Raw genomic sequence first — 18,898 nt, 5'->3', positions numbered from 1 at the left:
AATAATAGTTATATACGAGTGAAAGGGGATGCGAAATGACAGAACGTGATGGATATACAAATGAAGAAAAAGAAGCTGAGCCAAAAGAAGCTGGAAAAGAGGCTTCAATAGTTGAAAAAATTCAACAGCTTGGACAGACAAATGTACCACAGATGAATGAATCACGTATTCATTGTTTAACGATTATCGGACAAGTGGAAGGTCATGTTCAATTACCACCGCAAAATAAAACAACAAAATATGAGCATATCATTCCGCAAATTGTTGCGATTGAACAAAATCCGAAAATTGAAGGTTTGCTTTTAATATTAAATACAGTTGGAGGTGACGTTGAAGCTGGGCTAGCAATTTCTGAAATGGTAGCTTCACTTTCAAAACCAACAGTATCTCTAGTTTTAGGTGGGGGACATTCCATCGGTGTACCGATTGCTGTTTCTACTGACTATTCGTTTATTGCGGAAACTGCGACGATGACAATTCATCCAATTCGTTTAACAGGTCTTGTCATAGGTGTGCCACAAACATTTGAGTATTTGGATAAGATGCAAGAAAGAGTCATTCGTTTTGTGACGAAGCACTCGAAAGTAACAGAAGATCGTTTTAAAGAGCTTATGTTTGCGAAAGGAAATTTAACGCGAGATATTGGGACGAATGTAATTGGTGGAGATGCAGTAAAGTACGGTCTTATAGATGATGTCGGCGGTATTGGAAATGCGATTCGAAAATTAAACGAATTAATAGATGTTCGTGCGGAAGATAGTACAGAAGGGACAATGCTACAATGATTTTATATACAATTATGCCAGAGCAACTTGTGTATCCGGTCGATTATTCACAATGTGAAAGTCAAAAAGTTGTAAATATAAATGGTGTGGAATTAATGGTTTCTGAAGAGGAACATGGATGTTATTCTATTGTACGTGTGCTAAGTACGGACCCACTTCACTATTTAGAGTTTGAGCCCGGTCAGAAAATAACCTTTTAGCAAAAAGAAGGATTTTGTTTAGAAGCTATGGTATAATATAAAAAACAAGACGGTTGAGCAGCCATGAGTAGGCTGCTTTCTTCTGTTTATTTAGCATTTTACAAGAAGTGTAAAAATAGAAGATATAAAGACCTGAAAAATAGAGAAAACAGACATATAAATAGAGCATTTTGAAGGGAGCTTTACTTATATGTAGAACACGAGGTGAAGAAATGGCAAAACAAAAGCAAAGAGGGACGAAGGCAAAGGCAAGACGTACGATAAAGCCAACTTTGTATTATGAAATCGTCGGTTTAACTCTTTTTGCACTTTCAATCATTACGATTTTACAGCTAGGTGTTGTAGGGAAATCGTTTGTGTTATTTTTTCGCTTCTTCTTTGGTGAGTGGTACATAATTGGTGTGTTAGGTGTAATAGCTTTATCGGTTTCCTTTGTTATAAAACGCGGATGGCCGAACCTTTTAAATAAACGATTAATTGGATTTTATTTAATTGTATTGGCGATATTAATGTTTAGTCATATTACATTATTTAACCTTCTTACAAAAGATGGAGCAGTGCAAAATACTTCTGTTATTGTGAGTACGAAAGATAACTTCTTTCTTGAAATGAAAAAGGGGCCAGATAGCGTTCATTTAGGTGGTGGTATGTTTGGTGCGCTTATGTTCGCAACATGTTACTTCTTATTTGACGAAGTAGGAGCTTATATCATTGGTATTATTCTAGTTATTCTCGGTATACTTTGTATAACAAATAAGCATATTGGAGAAGTGTTAGCTCCAGTTGGTAGAATTCTTAGAAGTCAGTTTCAAGTGATGCAAGGGGATTATAAAGATTGGAGAGCCAAAAGAACGGCTGAACAAACAGAAAAGAAAAAAACAACAAGAAGCACAAGAAGCAAACGTGCTGCAGAACAAGAAGAAATTATTGAGCCGATGGAAGAAATCTCAATTGATCCTCCGATTATTTCGAATTTCACTGAGAATTATCCTGTAAATGAAGAAGAGGATAAACGAATCGAAGTAGAGCAAGAAGAGTTGATCACTTCACCGTTTATTGAAGAGACTCCGCCAATTGAAGAACCAAAGAAAAAGCGTGGAGAAAAAATTGTTGAATCGTTAGAGAGTGAAGCGCAAGCACCTCCTATGCAATTTTCAAATGTAGAAAATAAAGATTACAAGCTTCCTTCACTTGATATATTAAAATTTCCAAAAAATAAGCAAGTTACAAATGAAAATGCGGAAATTTATGAGAATGCTCGTAAATTAGAACGTACATTCCAAAGTTTTGGAGTGAAAGCGAAAGTAACAAAAGTGCATAGAGGTCCTGCAGTTACAAAATATGAAGTGTATCCTGATATGGGGGTAAAGGTAAGCAAAATTGTCAGTTTAAGTGATGATTTAGCCCTTGCTTTAGCTGCAAAGGACATTCGTATTGAAGCGCCAATTCCCGGGAAATCAGCTGTAGGGATCGAAGTTCCAAACTCAGAGGTTTCGATGGTAACGCTGAGGGAAGTTCTTGACTCTAAGGCTAATAATCATCCGGAAGAGAAGTTGTTAATTGGTCTTGGCCGAGATATTACAGGTGAAGCTGTATTAGCCCGTCTAAATAAAATGCCTCATTTACTCGTAGCTGGTGCGACAGGTAGCGGGAAAAGTGTATGTATTAACGGTATTATTGTTAGTATTTTAATGCGTGCAAAACCACATGAAGTAAAATTAATGATGATTGACCCGAAAATGGTAGAGCTAAATGTATATAACGGTGTGCCTCATTTGTTAACGCCAGTTGTAACTGATCCGAAAAAAGCATCGCAAGCATTGAAAAAAGTTGTGAGTGAAATGGAACGTCGTTATGAATTGTTTGCTCATAGTGGTACACGTAACATTGAAGGATACAACGATTATATAAAAGAGCATAATAGTCAATCAGAAGCGAAACAACCCGAATTACCTTATATTGTAGTAATTGTGGACGAGTTAGCAGATTTAATGATGGTTGCTTCGTCTGATGTAGAGGATGCGATTATGCGTCTAGCGCAAATGGCTCGTGCTGCTGGTATTCATTTAATTATTGCAACGCAACGTCCGTCAGTTGACGTTATTACGGGTGTTATTAAAGCAAATATTCCATCACGTATTGCATTCGCTGTATCTTCTCAAACAGATTCTCGTACAATTCTTGACGGTGGTGGTGCAGAGAAGCTACTAGGTCGTGGAGACATGCTGTTTATACCAATTGGTGCATCGAAACCTGTACGTGTACAAGGCGCATTTCTATCAGATGATGAAGTTGAGAGAGTTGTAGAATATGTTATTGGACAGCAAAAAGCACAATATCAAGAAGATATGATTCCGCAAGATGTTCCTGATACGAAGCAGGAAGTAGAAGATGAATTATATGATGAAGCGGTTCAACTTGTAGTGGAAATGCAAACAGCATCTGTTTCTATGTTACAACGTAGGTTTAGAGTAGGTTATACGCGAGCTGCTCGCCTAATTGATGCAATGGAAATGAATGGTGTAGTAGGTCCGTATGAAGGGAGTAAACCGAGGGAAGTACTCATTAATGATGTACAAGAAAAAAGTTCTTAAAAAAAGCCTAATTGTTTTTACAATTAGGCTTTTTTATATAGTGTTTTTGTTATATACTATACTCAGCGATAAAGAAAGGGCTTACATTTAGGGGTGCCCTTTAGAATACGAATACTTTTAGTATGTTTTATGTAAATGTTCGATATTTAATGCAGAAAAATGTTAGATTTTGTTGACACGTATGAGAGCAAGTGGTAAGATTACTTCGAAAAGAATCACTGCCTCATATAATCTTGGAGATAAGGTCCATAAGTTTCTACCTGGCAACCATGAATTGCTAGACTATGAGGGGAAAAGTGTGTAACAAAGGATGTAAAGGATCTTTGTGCCGAACTTTTTCTCGAAATGAGGAATGTTTATGGTGCAAAGTTTTTTTTATGCAATAAAGAGTGAAAATTTTATTTTAAAAAATTATTATTATTTATTCGACAATTACACTTATTTTGGTGTTTAGTCATTTGTACTATGTTGTAAGTTGAAAAAAGAGAAAAGAAGTCTTACATCAGAGGTCGAATAATTGAAATGCGGGGGAGTCTTATGTCAGTAAAATCTGATAGTCGTCACCTATATCTACGGGTGATTGATCACATCAAAGAAAAAATTAAAGATGGCGCTTATAAAGAACGACAAAAGTTACCATCAGAGTTTGATTTAGCGAAAGAACTTGGCGTAAGTAGAGCGACTTTAAGGGAAGCGTTGCGTATTTTAGAAGAAGAAAATGTTGTCATTCGTAGACATGGTGTAGGGACATTTGTAAATGCAAAGCCATTATTTTCTTCTGGAATAGAACAACTTTCTAGTATTACAGATATGATTTCTAGTGTGGGGAAAACACCAGGAACAATCTTTTTATCATCATCTACTACAACTTTAACAGAAGAGGAAAAAGAGAAGTTTAATAGTGAAGATGGTTTTAATGCAGTGATGATTGAACGCGTGCGTACAGCAGATGGGGAACCTGTTGTGTATTGTATCGATAAACTTGCAAAAGAAATATTGCCAGACTTATCGGGTTACAATGAGGAATCATTATTAACGGTGATACATAATAACACGCATAAGCGCATAACATATGCGGTTGCTCACATTGAGCCAATTGGCTATCACCCTAAAATCTCACCAATTTTAGAATGTGAGCCTGAAACAGCACTGCTTGTATTAAAACAAATGCACTATGATCAAAATGATGAGCCAATCTTATATTCTATCAATTACTTTAGAGCTGATAAATTTAGCTTCCACGTATTAAGAAAGCGTATGTAGGTAAATTCCTTTTTAGGGAGGTGACAGCAAGAAGTAAGGAACAGCAGCGTAAGAATAAATAAATATATATCATTTTTGGAGGGGTTTCTAGTATGAAGAAAAAAGCAGGCCTTTTATTATCATTAACTTTAGCAGCAAGTACAGTTTTAGGTGCATGTGGTAACTCGGATAAGGCGAGCAGTGACAAGAAAGACACGAAAGACAATAAAGATTTCAAGGTTGGTCTTGTAACGGATGTTGGGGGCGTTGATGATAAGTCATTTAACCAATCTTCTTGGGAAGGGTTACAAAAGTTTGGTAAAGATAATGGTTTAAAAGAAAAGACAAATTATCGTTACCTTCAGTCTGAAAAAGAAGCTGATTATATTCCGAATTTAAAAAAATTCTCAAAAGATAAATATGATTTAACATTCGGAATTGGTTATAAATTAGAAGGTGCAATTAAAGAAGTAGCAAAAGAATCTTCAAAACAACAATTTGCAATCGTAGATACTGTTGTAGATGCACCGAACGTAACGAGCATTACGTTTAAAGATCATGAAGGATCATTCCTTGTAGGTGCGGTAGCAGCTATGTCAACAAAATCGAATAAAGTAGGATTTGTTGGTGGAATGAAAAGTGATTTAATTAGTAAATTTGAAAATGGATTTAAAGCTGGTGCAAAGGCAGTAAATCCAAACATTGAAATCGTATCTGAATATGCAGAAGCATTCGATAAGCCTGAAAAAGGTACAGTTCTTGCTTCAGCAATGTATGGTCAAGGCGTAGACGTAATTTATCATGCTGCTGGTGGTACAGGTAACGGTGTGTTCACAGAAGCGAAAAACCGTAAGAAAAAAGGTGAAAATGTTTGGGTAATCGGTGTTGACCGTGACCAACATCAAGAAGGTATGCCTGAAAATGTAACATTAACTTCAATGATTAAACGTGTTGATGTAGCAGTAGAAAAAGTAGCTAAAGAAGCAAAAGATGGGAATTTAAAAGGTGGAAAAATTGAAGAGTTTGGCTTAAAAGATGACGGTATTGGTATTTCAAAAACAACTGATAACGTGAAAAAAGTTAACCCTGAAATTTTAACAAAAGTAGAAGAGCTTGAAAAGAAAATTACAGCCGGTGAAATTAAAGTGCCAGCTACAGATAAAGAGTATAAAGAATACGAAGCTTCTCTAAAAAAATAAATAGAGAAATAGCAAAGGTTAGTTCATAGAACTAACCTTTGTATGTATAAAACTTCCGAATTGCTTAATAAGTTAATAGTGTAATAGGGAATGTTCCCTGTTAAAAGGAGGAACACAATGGAATACGTAATTGAGATGAATAACATTACGAAAGTATTCCCAGGCATTGTAGCGAATGATGATATTACGCTGCAAGTAAAGCAGGGTGAGATACATGCTTTACTTGGAGAAAATGGTGCAGGGAAATCCACATTAATGAATGTACTATTTGGTTTGTACCAACCAGAGCAGGGTGAAATTAAAATTAAAGGTAAACCTGTAAAAATCACAAATCCGAATATAGCAAATGACCTTGGTATTGGAATGGTCCATCAACACTTTATGCTTGTTCATAATTTTACAGTTACAGAGAATATTATTCTCGGAAATGAACCGAAGAAAAAAGGGAAAATTGCTGTTGAGGAAGCTGCTAAAGAAATTCAAAAACTGTCTGAACAATACGGTTTATCTGTAGATCCATATGCGAAAATACAGGATATTTCAGTTGGTATGCAGCAGCGTGTTGAGATTTTGAAAACTCTTTACCGCGGTGCAGAAATTTTAATATTTGATGAACCAACAGCTGTGTTAACACCGCAAGAAATTCATGAGCTAATTCAAATTATGAAAAAGCTTGTGCAAGAAGGAAAATCTATTGTTCTTATTACACATAAGTTGAAAGAAATTATGGAAGTTTGCGATCGTTGTACGATTATTCGTAAAGGAAAAGGGATTGGAACGGTTGACGTTGCAAATACGGATGAAAATAAACTTGCAGAATTAATGGTCGGACGTCAAGTGAATTTTAAAACAGAAAAAATAGACGCGAAGCCAAAAGAAGAGGTACTTTCAATTGCAAACCTTGTTGTTCACGATGCACGTCAACTACCTGCTGTAAAAGGCCTTGACTTAACTGTTCGTGCGGGGGAAATTGTTGGGATTGCAGGGATTGATGGAAACGGACAAAGTGAATTAATAGAAGCAATTACTGGTTTACGAAAAGTTGAGTCAGGTTCTATTGCAATTAAAGGAAAAGAAATAACAAATTGGCCTGTTAGAAGAATAACAGAAGAAGGAATTGGTCATATTCCAGAAGATCGTCATAAACACGGACTCGTTCTTGATTTTTCTGTTAGAGATAATATAGTTCTGCAAACGTATTATAAAAATCCATTTTCAAAGAAAGGGATTTTAAATTTCAGCAAAATTACAGAAAAAGCAAAGGCTCTTATTGAACAGTTTGATGTGCGTACACCTAGTGAGCAAACGTTAGCACGCGCTCTATCTGGGGGGAATCAACAAAAAGCAATTATTGCACGTGAAGTAGACCGAAATCCAGATTTATTAATTGCGGCACAGCCAACACGTGGTTTAGATGTAGGAGCAATTGAATTTATTCATAAGAGATTAATAGAGCAAAGGGATAAAGGAAAAGGTGTATTACTTTTATCATTAGAGTTAGATGAAATCTTAAATGTTAGCGATCGAATTGCTGTTATTTATGAAGGGGAAATTGTAGCAATAGTTGATGCGAAAGAAACGAATGAACAACAGCTTGGATTGTTAATGGCTGGAGGAACAAAGAAGGAGCAGGTGGGTACAAATGGCTAAAAAGCTTTTAACAGAACGAACGATAAATATTTTAGTCCCAGTACTATCCGTTATTTTCGGCTTACTTGTAGGAGCGATTGTAATGCTAGTTAGTGGCTATGATCCAATTGTTGGTTATAGTGCACTTTGGACAGGAATGTTCGGCAGCGCAAGTGCGATTGGTGAAACGCTTCGTACAATGATACCGCTTATTCTTGCTGGCTTATCGGTGGCGTTTGCATTTCGTACAGGTTTATTTAATATCGGGGTAGAGGGTCAATTGTTAGTTGGTTGGCTTGCAGCGGTTTGGTTCGGTTATGCAGTCTCACTACCAGCTTTCCTTCATATTCCATTATCTATTTTATTTGCAGCATTGGTGGGCGGAATTTGGGGCTTCATTCCGGGATATTTAAAAGGGAAGTTTCAAGTGAATGAAGTTATTGTAACTATTATGATGAACTATATCGCGTTGTATGTAACGTATGACATCATTAAGCGTTTCTTACATGCGGGTAATGACAAAACGTATGATATTAAAGAGAGTGCGTCACTATCTTCAGACTGGCTTGCTTCTATTACTGATGGTTCACGTCTACACTGGGGAATTATTGTAGCAATTTTAATCGCTATTTTAATGTGGTTCTTATTAGATCGAACAACTTTAGGTTACGAATTAAAGTCAGTAGGATTTAATCAGCATGCTTCTCAATATGCAGGTATGAAAGTTTCTCGTAATGTAGTATTCTCCATGACAATTGCTGGTGCATTTGCGGGGATTGGTGGAGCGATGGAAGGATTAGGGACATTCCAGAGTATGACAGCGATGTCTTCGTTTACAGGAGTAGGATTTGATGGGATTGCCGTAGCATTACTTGGAGGGAATAATCCGTTTGGTATAATCCTTTCAGCTTTATTATTTGGTGGTTTGAAAAGTGCTTCCCCTCAAATGAACTTTGAGGCAGATGTACCGTCAGAGCTTATTAATGTAATTATTGCATGTATCATCTTCTTTGTTGCATGTAGTTATGTGTTAAGATGGGCGCTTACACGCATGAGCAAGGAGGGGAAATAAATGAGCTTTTTAGATATATTAGCCATTCTTGTGACGGGTACGTTATATACATCGGCACCTATCATTTTCACAGCACTAGGTGGTGTATTTAGTGAACGATCGGGTGTTGTAAATATCGGATTAGAAGGACTAATGCTATTTGGTGCATTTATTGGAGTCGTTACAAACTTATTAATGGGTGATACTTGGGGAACGATGACTCCGTGGATTGCGTTACTATTTGCGGCAATTGGTAGTGGATTATTTGCATTACTTCATGCGGTAGCTTCTATTACATTCCGAGCAGATCAAGTTGTAAGTGGTGTAGCCATTAACTTCTTATCTCTTGGTTTAACAGTATTTGCAATTAAGAAGATTTTTGATAAAGGGCAGACTGACTTTATTCAGTATCGTATTGAAAAGATTGATATTCCAGGCCTTTCGGATATTCCGGTTTTAGGGAAAATATTTTTCTCGAACGTACCAATAACGTCATATATTGCCATTATTTTAGCATTCGTTGTTTGGTATGTTATTTATAAAACACCGTTCGGTCTTCGTCTACGTGCTGTTGGTGAACACCCAATGGCAGCGGATACGATGGGGATTAACGTATATAAAATGCGCTATATTGGAGTCTGTATTTCAGGAGTGTTTGCTGGAATTGGTGGAGCGATTTTTGCAATGTCAATTTCTAATAACTTCTCAGGGGCAACTATTACAGGACAAGGTTTCTTAGCTTTAGCTGCTATGATTTTTGGAAAGTGGAATCCACTAGGCGCACTAGGTGCAGCTCTATTCTTTGGTTTTGCGCAATCTCTAAGTGTAACGGGCGGAACAATCCCTGTATTAGACCAAATTCCAAGTGTTTTATTAACGATATTACCATATGTATTCACAATATTAGCGCTTGTCGGTTTTGTAGGTCGTTCTGAAGCTCCTAAAGCATTAGGAACTCCTTATGAAAAAGGAAAACGATAAGTATTTTATAAGTATAAAAAAGCTCGCACATTAGTGTGGGCTTTTTTACATAGAATATATTTAATACGGAATTTTACTATGTTCCTTACATATTAAAGTTTTTAGAAAGAATCATATGTAAGCATAATAAGGGAGAAAAGTTGATTTTTTATTTCTAAAAACTGTATATTGAAGAGGAATATTCCTATATACGTAAAGGAGGGCTATAAATGAAACTAATGGAACAACAACTACATGAGTTAGGTGGTTTGCGCGTACATATTATTCCGACTGATAAATATAAAACGAATACCTTTGTATTTCGTTTTAAAGCGCCTTTAAATGAGGAGACGGTGACAGAGCGTGCCCTATTGCCATACGTATTGCAAAGTGCGACAGAAAAATTACCTTCTGTAATTCGTCTTCGTCAATATTTAGAAGAATTATACGGATCTTCTTTAGCGGTAGATGTAAGTAAAAAAGGGGAAGACCATATTATCTCCATTTATGTAGACATTGCAAATGAAGTTTATTTACATGATGCACCACCGTTATTTGAAAAAGCGCTTTCTATGTTGTCAGATATTGTGTTACATCCAGCAACGGAGGGGAACGGTTTCCTATCTTCTATCGTAGAAAGTGAAAAAAGAGCACTGTTACAGAGAATTGAAGCTACTTATGATGATAAAATGCGTTATGCAAACGAGCGTTTAATTGAAGAAATGTGCAAAGTAGAACCGTATCGTTTAAGTGCAAATGGAAAAAAAGAGAGTGTTATGTCTATTACAAATGAAAGTTTGTATCAATATTATCAAAAGGTGTTAGCGGAAGATGAAATGGATCTATATATTATTGGTGATATTTCAGAAAACGCCGTTGATCTTGTAAGTAAGTATTTTTCTATTTCAACTCGTCCAGTGAGAGAAAGAAATGTACTCCTTCATAGACGAAATAATGAAGAAAAAGAAGTTGTTGAAAAACAAGAATTAAAACAAAGTAAATTACACATCGGTTATCGTACATTTGTCACATATAAAGATGAAGATTATTTTGCATTGCAATTGTTCAATGGATTGTTTGGTGGCTTTTCTCATTCGAAGTTATTCGTAAATGTGCGTGAAAAAAATAGTTTAGCGTACTATGCAGCATCGCGCTTTGAAAGTCATAAAGGTTTATTATTTGTTATGTCAGGAATCGAAGCGAAAAATTATGAAAAAGCAGTTGAGATTATTAAAGAACAAATGCTTGCGATGCAAAACGGAGAGTTTTCTGAAGAAGAAATACATCAAACAAAAAGTGTCATCCAAAATCAAATATTAGAGGCAATTGATACACCACGTGGCTTTGTAGAAATGCTATATCATGGTATTATTTCAGATCGTACACGTCCAGTTGAAGAATGGCTTACAGGTATAGAAAGTGTGACGAAAGAAGAAATTGTAAAAGTTGCTAAAAATATTGAACTAGATACAATTTACTTTTTACAAGGAACGGAGGGAGAGTAAATGGAGAAAATTGTTTATGAGCAATTAAAAGAAACACTCTATTATGAAAAACTTCCTAATGGATTAGATGTATATGTTTTACCGAAACAAGGATTTAATAAAACATTTGCGACGTTTACGACGAAATATGGTTCTGTAGATAATACATTTGTACCATTAGGGAAAGAAGAAATGATTCGTGTGCCTGATGGAATTGCACATTTTCTTGAGCATAAATTATTTGAAAAAGAAGATCACGATGCTTTCCAATTGTTTAGTAAACAAGGAGCATCGGCAAATGCTTTTACATCCTTTACACGAACAGCTTACCTTTTTTCATGTACTTCAAACGTAGAACGAAATTTAAATACATTGCTAAACTTCGTGCAAGAGCCTTATTTCTCTGAAAAAACGGTTGAAAAAGAGAAGGGGATAATTGGGCAAGAAATTCAAATGTATCAAGATAACCCAGATTGGCGTTTGTACTTCGGGTTAATTGATAGCTTGTTTGTAAAACACCCAATTAAAATTGATATTGCAGGGACAATCGAATCTATTAGTAAAATTACGAAAGATTTATTGTATGAATGTTATGAAACATTTTATCATCCGAGCAATATGTTATTATTTGTTGTGGGTGCAATTGATCCAGAGAAAACAATGGATTTAGTACGTGAAAATCAAGCGAAAAAAGATTATAAAAACCAGCCAGAAATTGTGCGTTCATTTGAAAAAGAACCAAATGAGGTAAATGAAAAGAAAAAAATTATTTCAATGCCTGTGCAAACACCGAAATGTTTAGTTGGTATTAAAGCGACTAATTTAAAGGAAAAGGGGCAAGCGCTTTTAAAACAAGAAATTGCGCTTACGTTACTCTTAGATTATTTATTTGGAAAAAGTTCTGTTCATTACGAAACTTTATATAATGAAGGGCTTATTGATGATTCATTCTCGTATGACTATACAGAAGAAAATAACTTCGGTTTTGCAATGGTTGGCGGTGATACGAAACAACCTGATGAATTGGCAAATCGTTTAAAAGATATTTTATTAAAAACAGATTATGATCAATTAGATGCGGCGGCATTAGAACGAGTGAAGAAAAAGAAAATTGGTGGTTTTTTACGCTCGTTGAATTCACCAGAATATATTGCAAATCAATTTACACGATACGCGTTTAATGAATCTAGCCTATTTGACGCATTGACTGTATTAGAAGGACTAACCGTTCAAGACTTACAAGAAGTAGCGAAATTATTGTTATCAGAAGACAAAATGAGTATTTGTCAGGTGTTACCGAAAAAATAAAATTAAAAAGATACCCTCATCTTATCATTGAAAAATTGTAAGATGAGGGTATTATTTAGTTATGTGAAAATTGAACTTGTAGAGATAAGAGAGGGACTTTATGAAAAAGTATGCGTTAGTAACTGGAGGGAGCGGAGGAATTGGCTCTGCTATTTCGAAACAATTAATTCAAGATGGATATACAGTTTATGTTCATTACAATAACAGTGAAGAAAAGGTATTGGAATTGCAGAAGGCATGGGGAGAAGTTATCCCTGTTCAAGCGAATTTAGCTTCTAGTGATGGAGCAGAGCAATTGTGGGGACAAATTGAACATCCTATTGATGTTATTGTATACGCAGCTGGGAAGAGTATTTTTGGACTAGTAACAGATGTAACAAACGATGAATTGGATTATATGGTAGAACTTCAAGTGAAGAACGTATATAAATTACTTTCTATGGCACTTCCGCCTATGATCGGGAGAAGAAGTGGTAATATTGTAATTGTTTCATCTATATGGGGACAAATAGGGGCTTCTTGTGAAGTGCTTTATTCAATGGTAAAAGGGGCACAAAATTCATATGTGAAAGCTTTAGCGAAAGAAGTTTCTTTAAGTGGATTACGTGTGAATGCAGTAGCACCAGGAGCAATTGAAACGGAAATGTTAAGTGTTTTTTCTGAAGAAGATAAAATGGGAATTGCTGAAGATATACCATTAGGTAGAATAGGATTACCAGAAGAAGTAGCGAAAACAGTTTCATTCCTCGTATCACCAGGAGCGTCTTACATAACTGGACAAATTATCGGAGTGAATGGCGGTTGGCACTGCTAAAAAATTCTTACATAAAAAATGAATAGTTGCACAAATTAAGGATGATTTTATTACTCAATAGTGAGGTGCTTAATTATGTCAGTATTAGATAATTTTGATCAGTGGAAGAGCTTTTTAGGAGAACGTTTAGAGCAAGCACAAGACAAAGGTTTAGATGGCGGTGCGGTATCAGATATGGCGTTTCGTGTTGGCGACTATCTTGCTAATGAAGTAGAAGGACGCAATGACCAAGAGAAATTATTAGCTGAGCTTTGGAAAGTTGCTGATGAACAGGAGCAACATACAATTGCAAATTTAATGGTTAAGTTCGTACAACATAAGTAAAAGTAGAGAGGAGATTCTCCTCTCTACTTTTTTTGTATAATAATTACACAGGGTAGATTATACATTTAGCTTCCCTATTAAGGTGAAATCATATAATATAGTACGTAGGTGTAAAGTAAGCAAGGGGAGTGATCTTGGATGATTGAATGGTATTTTGAATATGAAATACATAAAAACCGACCTGGCTTGCTTGGTGACGTTTCTTCGTTAATCGGTATGCTCGGCATTAATATTGTCACAATTAATGGTGTAGATAATGCACGACGTGGGTTACTTCTTATGTGTGATAATCAAGAGCAAATCTCTAGACTTGAATCAATTTTAAATACGATGGATAACATAACGGTAACGAAATATCGTCCGCCCAAGCTAAGAGATAAGCTAGCGGTTAGGCATGGTAGGTACATACAACGAGATGCAGATGATAAGAAAACATTTCGATTTGTGCGTGATGAATTAGGCTTACTTGTAGACTTTATGGCAGAAATTATGAAAAAAGAAGGCCATAAACTAATTGGGATACGCGGAATGCCTCGTGTCGGAAAAACAGAATCCATTGTTGCTGCAAGTGTTTGTGCAAATAAAAGGTGGTTATTTGTATCATCTACTCTTATTAAGCAAACTGTTCGTAGTCAATTAATTGAAGATGAGTATAGCGATGACAATATTTTCATCCTAGATGGAATTGTGTCAACGAAGCGTGCTAACGAAAGACATTGGCAGCTCGTTCGTGAAATTATGAGATTGCCTGCAACGAAAGTTGTGGAACATCCTGATGTATTTGTGAGTCAGTCAGAATACACATTGGATGATTTTGATTATATTATCGAGTTGCGTAACGATTATGATGAAGAAATTCAATATAATTTAGTAGATGAAATTGAGCAAGGTACGCAAAATAATTTCTCTATGTTTGACTTTTAAAGAAATATTGAGGTGTTAGTAGTGACGGAATTGGGACAAAAGCTGAAAGAAGCAAGAGAAGCGAAAGGCTTGTCTATTGATCAGCTGCATGAGATTACAAAAATTCAAAAACGCCATTTAGTGGCAATTGAAGAAGGCAATTATGATGTATTGCCAGGAGCTTTTTATGCGCGTGCATTCATTAAACAATACGCAGATGCGGTTGGATTAAATGGAGAGGAACTGCTCGTAGAACATCAGAGTACGATACCACAATCTGAAAAGCGTGAAGTTCCACAAGTATCAACGGGACAAAAAACACAAGAAACAATGCAAAAATCTTCATCATGGCCAATTGCAGATCACATGCCGAAAATCTTAGTTGCGCTGTTAGTAATCGCAGTTGGAGTGGTAATCTGGTTTGTGTTTCAAGCGTTAACTGGAAAAGATGATGAAAAAGTTCCGAGCGCTCAAAGTGAGAAAATTGAAGTTCAAAAAGCGAAAGATTCTCCGTTAGATACGAAGAAAGATGAAGTGAAAGCGGAAGAGCCAAAAAAAGAGGAACCAAAGAAAGAAGAACCAAAGAAAGAGGAGCAACCAGCACAACCAACTGGACAGCAAGAAGTGAAAGTAGTTGGAACAACTGGAAAGGTATCTACTTTGGAAATTCATAATAATAAAACATTAGAACTGGAATTATCGGGTAAAGGTGCGAGTTATGTAGATGTTAAAGATGATGCTGGGAATGTGATTCTAAACGCTACAGTACAAGAGGGCCAAATAGAAAAACGTGATGTATCAACATTAAAAGAAGTGCGACTTAATATTGGAAATGCAACGAATGTTGAAGTTAAACTGAATGGCCAAGTGGTCGCTTATCCATTGGATCCAGAAAAAGAACTTCACCAAAGATTGGTGATAAAAAACCAAGGGATAGAGCAACCTGCACAATAACAGTCATCGCTTCGATGACTTTTTTTCGATGAACAAATGTTTTTGATATGATGGAGGAATAGCTGTGAATTTACCAAATAAAATTACAATATCTAGAATCTTCTTAATTCCAATTTTTATGGTAATTATGTTAGCACCCTTTGACTGGGGTTCATACAAAATTGGTGATGTTGATTTACCGATTCAACATTTAGTGGGGGCACTTATCTTTATCATTGCTTCAGCTACAGATTGGATTGATGGACATTACGCAAGAAAATATAATCTTGTAACGAATTTAGGGAAGTTTCTTGACCCATTAGCTGATAAATTACTTGTTTCGGCAGCACTTATTACATTGGTAGAGATGCAATATGTACCGGCTTGGATTGTTATTGTAATTATCAGTCGTGAGTTTGCGGTAACTGGTTTACGTCTTGTACTTGCTGGAACAGGGGAAGTAGTTGCAGCAAACCAGCTAGGAAAAATTAAGACATGGACACAAATTATTGCGATTGCAGCATATTTATTACACGATGTACCTTTAAATTTAATCCATATTCCAGTTGCGGATATCTTCATATGGATTGCATTAATCTTTACTGTTATTTCAGGATGGGATTATTTCTGGAAAAATAGAGCTGCTTTTGTAAACTCAAAATAGAAGTTTATGGGGGAATTGGGATGAATGCTGAGATTATTGCGGTTGGAACTGAATTATTACTTGGACAAATTGCAAATACAAATGCCCAGTTTTTATCTGAAAAGTTAGCTTCAATCGGAATTAACGTGTACTATCATACTGTTGTTGGTGATAATAATAAGCGATTGCAAAAGGCGATTGAAGCTGCGGAAGAACGTGCTGATATACTTATTTTCACAGGTGGATTAGGACCGACAAAAGATGATTTAACGAAAGAAACGATAGCTACTAGTTTAGATGAAGAGCTTGTGTATGATGAAAAGGCATTAGCCTTAATAAGTAATTACTTTAAGCGTACAGGCCGTGAATTTACGGAGAATAATAAAAAGCAAGCGCTCGTTTTAAATGGAGCAACAGTATTTGCAAATGACCACGGTATGGCGCCGGGTATGGGGGTAAATAAGAACGGAAAAGTTTATATTTTATTACCAGGGCCACCAAAAGAGATGAAACCAATGTATGTAAGTTACGTAGAGCCTTTTTTACGTAATTTTACAACAGGAGAAAACATTTATTCTCGTGTGCTTCGTTTCTTCGGTATTGGGGAGTCCCAATTAGAGGTGAAAGTTCAAGATTTAATTGATGGACAAACAAACCCAACAATTGCCCCATTAGCAAATGATGGAGAAGTGACATTACGTTTAACCGCTAAGCATCAAAATGTTAGCGAAGCGGAGAAACTAATTCAATATGTGGAAGATTTGATTTTAGAAAGAGTAGGAGAATTTTTCTACGGATATGACCAAGAATTTTTGCATTATAAGGCAATCGAGTTATTGAAGAGAAAAGGGTTAACTTTAGCGTGTGCAGAAAGTTTAACAGGTGGTCTTTTTGGAAATCAAGTAACTGAAAACGCTGGTGTTTCTTCTGTGTTTAAAGGCGGTGTCATTTGTTATCATAATGATGTGAAGCAACATGTTTTACGTGTGCCTGAAGAAGTGTTGCATACTGATGGTGCAGTTAGTAAAGAATGTGCTCGTTATCTTGCTGAAAATGTTAAGGATGTACTAAAAGCGGATATCGGAATTAGTTTCACTGGTGTAGCAGGGCCAGATGCTTCAGAACAGAAAGAACCAGGAACAGTATTTGTTGGGCTTTCTATTAAGGATGAACCAACTGTAGTCTTTCCTCTTAATTTAAGCGGAAGTCGTCAACAAATTAGAGAACGAACAGCAAAATATGGATTTTATCATTTATATAAAAAGCTAGAAGAGATATAAGTTTCTTCTAGTTTTTTTACGGTTAAATTTAGATATTATTTGATAGAAAATAAAAAAATCGAATAAATGTTCGATTTTTGTTGGCAAATTGAATTGAAAATAGGTATAATAAGATTAGCAATTCAGTTAAGGAGGAATTTTGAATGAGTGATCGTCAAGCAGCGTTAGATATGGCGTTAAAACAAATAGAGAAGCAATTCGGTAAAGGTTCAATTATGAAATTAGGAGAACAAGCGGAGCGTAGAGTTTCTACAGTTTCTAGTGGTTCTTTAGCACTTGATGTGGCACTAGGGGTAGGCGGATATCCACGTGGCCGTATTATCGAAATTTACGGACCTGAAAGTTCAGGTAAAACGACAGTTTCATTACATGCAATTGCAGAAGTACAACGTCAAGGTGGACAAGCAGCATTCATCGATGCGGAGCACGCAATGGATCCTGTATATGCACAAAAATTAGGCGTTAACATAGATGAATTACTATTATCACAGCCTGATACAGGGGAGCAAGGATTAGAAATCGCGGAAGCACTTGTACGAAGTGGTGCGGTTGACATTATCGTAATTGACTCTGTAGCAGCTCTTGTACCGAAAGCAGAGATTGAAGGCGACATGGGTGACTCACACGTAGGTTTACAAGCACGTTTAATGTCACAAGCACTTCGTAAGCTTTCAGGAGCAATCAACAAATCAAAAACAATTGCAATCTTTATTAACCAAATTCGTGAAAAAGTTGGGGTTATGTTCGGAAACCCAGAAACAACTCCAGGTGGTCGTGCGTTGAAATTCTATTCAACTGTCCGTCTTGAAGTGCGTCGTGCGGAGCAATTAAAGCAAGGTAACGACATCGTTGGTAATAAAACAAAAGTAAAAGTAGTGAAAAATAAAGTAGCACCACCATTCCGTGTTGCTGAAGTTGATATTATGTACGGAGAAGGTATTTCAAGAGAAGGTGAAATCTTGGATATGGCTTCTGAGCTTGATATCGTTCAAAAGAGCGGTGCTTGGTATTCTTATAATGAAGAACGCCTAGGACAAGGTCGTGAAAATTCGAAGCAGTTCTTAAAAGAAAATACAGATTTAAGAGAAGAAATTGCCTTCTTTATTCGTGAGCATCACGGAATTAGTGAAGATTCTGGTGCTGAGGGCGCAGAAGATTCAACTCTTCTTGATTAAAAAAATAAAAGACACGGCCTCGTGTCTTTTATTTTTTTATCTACTATTAAGGAGCATAATATTATAGATAAAAAATATTTTTTTACTTCAAATGCGTTGTGTAAAGAGGGATATTTAAATATTTTAAGTAAAAGAAATGGGAATTACTAAGGTTTTCCAGTATAGTAGGCTCCTTACTTTTAAAATTTAGGTCACATTCAAGGCTGAAGGCAAAGAAAGTAAAAGTAGACAACGCTTGACAATGAAAATTACGATAGATACAATGAGAATGTATATTTTTTCTTATATACAATATACTCTTCTCAAGAAGAGAAGTAATATTCGGAGTAAGGTTTAAATCTTACCGAAATAATAATATGACATTTTAATTGTGA

General features: G+C 36.0%; 17 protein-coding genes and 1 riboswitch. All 17 genes read left to right on the top strand.

All coding sequences use genetic code 11. The features are described 5' to 3' along the window. The first annotated feature begins 35 nt into the window (after window positions 1-35). The 17 genes from tepA (at window position 36) to recA (ending at window position 18,524) form a co-directional block, all read left to right on the top strand. The gene (gene tepA, locus NST90_RS17790) at window positions 36-785 is read left to right on the top strand and encodes a translocation-enhancing protein TepA (protein WP_283748070.1); all 750 of its coding nucleotides are present in this window, start codon (window positions 36-38) and stop codon (window positions 783-785) included. After that, the gene (locus NST90_RS17785) at window positions 782-985 is read left to right on the top strand and encodes a YlzJ-like family protein (protein ID WP_000605036.1); all 204 of its coding nucleotides are present in this window, start codon (window positions 782-784) and stop codon (window positions 983-985) included. The genes tepA and NST90_RS17785 overlap by 4 nt, the downstream gene beginning before the upstream one ends. A 212-nt stretch (window positions 986-1,197) precedes the next feature. Further along, window positions 1,198-3,579, top strand: coding sequence for a DNA translocase FtsK (locus NST90_RS17780; protein WP_001118782.1), 2,382 nt, complete (start codon window positions 1,198-1,200; stop codon window positions 3,577-3,579). 203 nt (window positions 3,580-3,782) lie between these two features. Then, window positions 3,783-3,884, top strand: a riboswitch (purine riboswitch). A 232-nt stretch (window positions 3,885-4,116) separates the two neighbouring features. Continuing rightward, window positions 4,117-4,842, top strand: a complete 726-nt coding sequence (locus tag NST90_RS17775) for a GntR family transcriptional regulator (protein ID WP_000114182.1) — start codon at window positions 4,117-4,119, stop codon at window positions 4,840-4,842. A gap of 92 nt (window positions 4,843-4,934) precedes the next feature. Continuing rightward, complete coding sequence (locus NST90_RS17770; RefSeq protein WP_000725771.1) at window positions 4,935-6,020, top strand: BMP family ABC transporter substrate-binding protein; 1,086 nt, start codon at window positions 4,935-4,937, stop codon at window positions 6,018-6,020. Window positions 6,021-6,137: 117 nt separating this feature from the next. Then, window positions 6,138-7,670, top strand: coding sequence for an ABC transporter ATP-binding protein (locus tag NST90_RS17765; protein ID WP_000456914.1), 1,533 nt, complete (start codon window positions 6,138-6,140; stop codon window positions 7,668-7,670). Beyond that, the gene (locus NST90_RS17760; RefSeq protein ID WP_001085254.1) at window positions 7,663-8,721 is read left to right on the top strand and encodes an ABC transporter permease; all 1,059 of its coding nucleotides are present in this window, start codon (window positions 7,663-7,665) and stop codon (window positions 8,719-8,721) included. Before NST90_RS17765 ends, NST90_RS17760 begins: the two co-directional genes overlap by 8 nt. After that, entirely contained in the window at window positions 8,722-9,681 is a 960-nt protein-coding gene (locus NST90_RS17755) for an ABC transporter permease (RefSeq protein ID WP_000008857.1), read from the top strand. A 209-nt stretch (window positions 9,682-9,890) separates the two neighbouring features. Then, window positions 9,891-11,165 (top strand): pitrilysin family protein, encoded by a 1,275-nt coding sequence (locus tag NST90_RS17750; protein ID WP_000772418.1) that lies wholly within the window; start codon window positions 9,891-9,893, stop codon window positions 11,163-11,165. Further along, window positions 11,166-12,452 carry a pitrilysin family protein gene (locus NST90_RS17745; protein ID WP_000411980.1) on the top strand — a complete coding sequence of 429 codons (1,287 nt, stop codon included), beginning with the start codon at window positions 11,166-11,168 and terminating at the stop codon, window positions 12,450-12,452. Window positions 12,453-12,552: 100 nt separating this feature from the next. Further along, window positions 12,553-13,266: an SDR family oxidoreductase gene (locus NST90_RS17740; protein WP_000759604.1), complete on the top strand. Its 714-nt coding sequence runs from the start codon at window positions 12,553-12,555 to the stop codon at window positions 13,264-13,266. A 75-nt stretch (window positions 13,267-13,341) separates the two neighbouring features. Next, complete coding sequence (locus NST90_RS17735) at window positions 13,342-13,590, top strand: DUF3243 domain-containing protein (RefSeq protein ID WP_000114450.1); 249 nt, start codon at window positions 13,342-13,344, stop codon at window positions 13,588-13,590. Between the two features lie 138 nt (window positions 13,591-13,728). Further along, the gene (locus NST90_RS17730) at window positions 13,729-14,514 is read left to right on the top strand and encodes a DUF3388 domain-containing protein (RefSeq protein WP_000574107.1); all 786 of its coding nucleotides are present in this window, start codon (window positions 13,729-13,731) and stop codon (window positions 14,512-14,514) included. A gap of 21 nt (window positions 14,515-14,535) precedes the next feature. Next, the gene (locus NST90_RS17725; protein WP_000137461.1) at window positions 14,536-15,447 is read left to right on the top strand and encodes a RodZ domain-containing protein; all 912 of its coding nucleotides are present in this window, start codon (window positions 14,536-14,538) and stop codon (window positions 15,445-15,447) included. 64 nt (window positions 15,448-15,511) lie between these two features. After that, window positions 15,512-16,090, top strand: a complete 579-nt coding sequence (gene pgsA / locus NST90_RS17720; protein WP_001052967.1) for a CDP-diacylglycerol--glycerol-3-phosphate 3-phosphatidyltransferase — start codon at window positions 15,512-15,514, stop codon at window positions 16,088-16,090. 20 nt (window positions 16,091-16,110) lie between these two features. Continuing rightward, the gene (cinA, locus tag NST90_RS17715) at window positions 16,111-17,349 is read left to right on the top strand and encodes a competence/damage-inducible protein CinA (protein ID WP_006928395.1); all 1,239 of its coding nucleotides are present in this window, start codon (window positions 16,111-16,113) and stop codon (window positions 17,347-17,349) included. A 143-nt stretch (window positions 17,350-17,492) separates the two neighbouring features. After that, window positions 17,493-18,524, top strand: a complete 1,032-nt coding sequence (gene recA / locus NST90_RS17710) for a recombinase RecA (RefSeq protein ID WP_001283860.1) — start codon at window positions 17,493-17,495, stop codon at window positions 18,522-18,524. Window positions 18,525-18,898 lie beyond the last annotated feature (374 nt).

Source organism: Bacillus sp. FSL E2-8900 (assembly GCF_037966225.1).
Classification (GTDB): Bacteria; Bacillota; Bacilli; order Bacillales; family Bacillaceae_G; genus Bacillus_A; species Bacillus_A cereus.
This window is presented reverse-complemented; position numbering and strand designations above follow the sequence as displayed.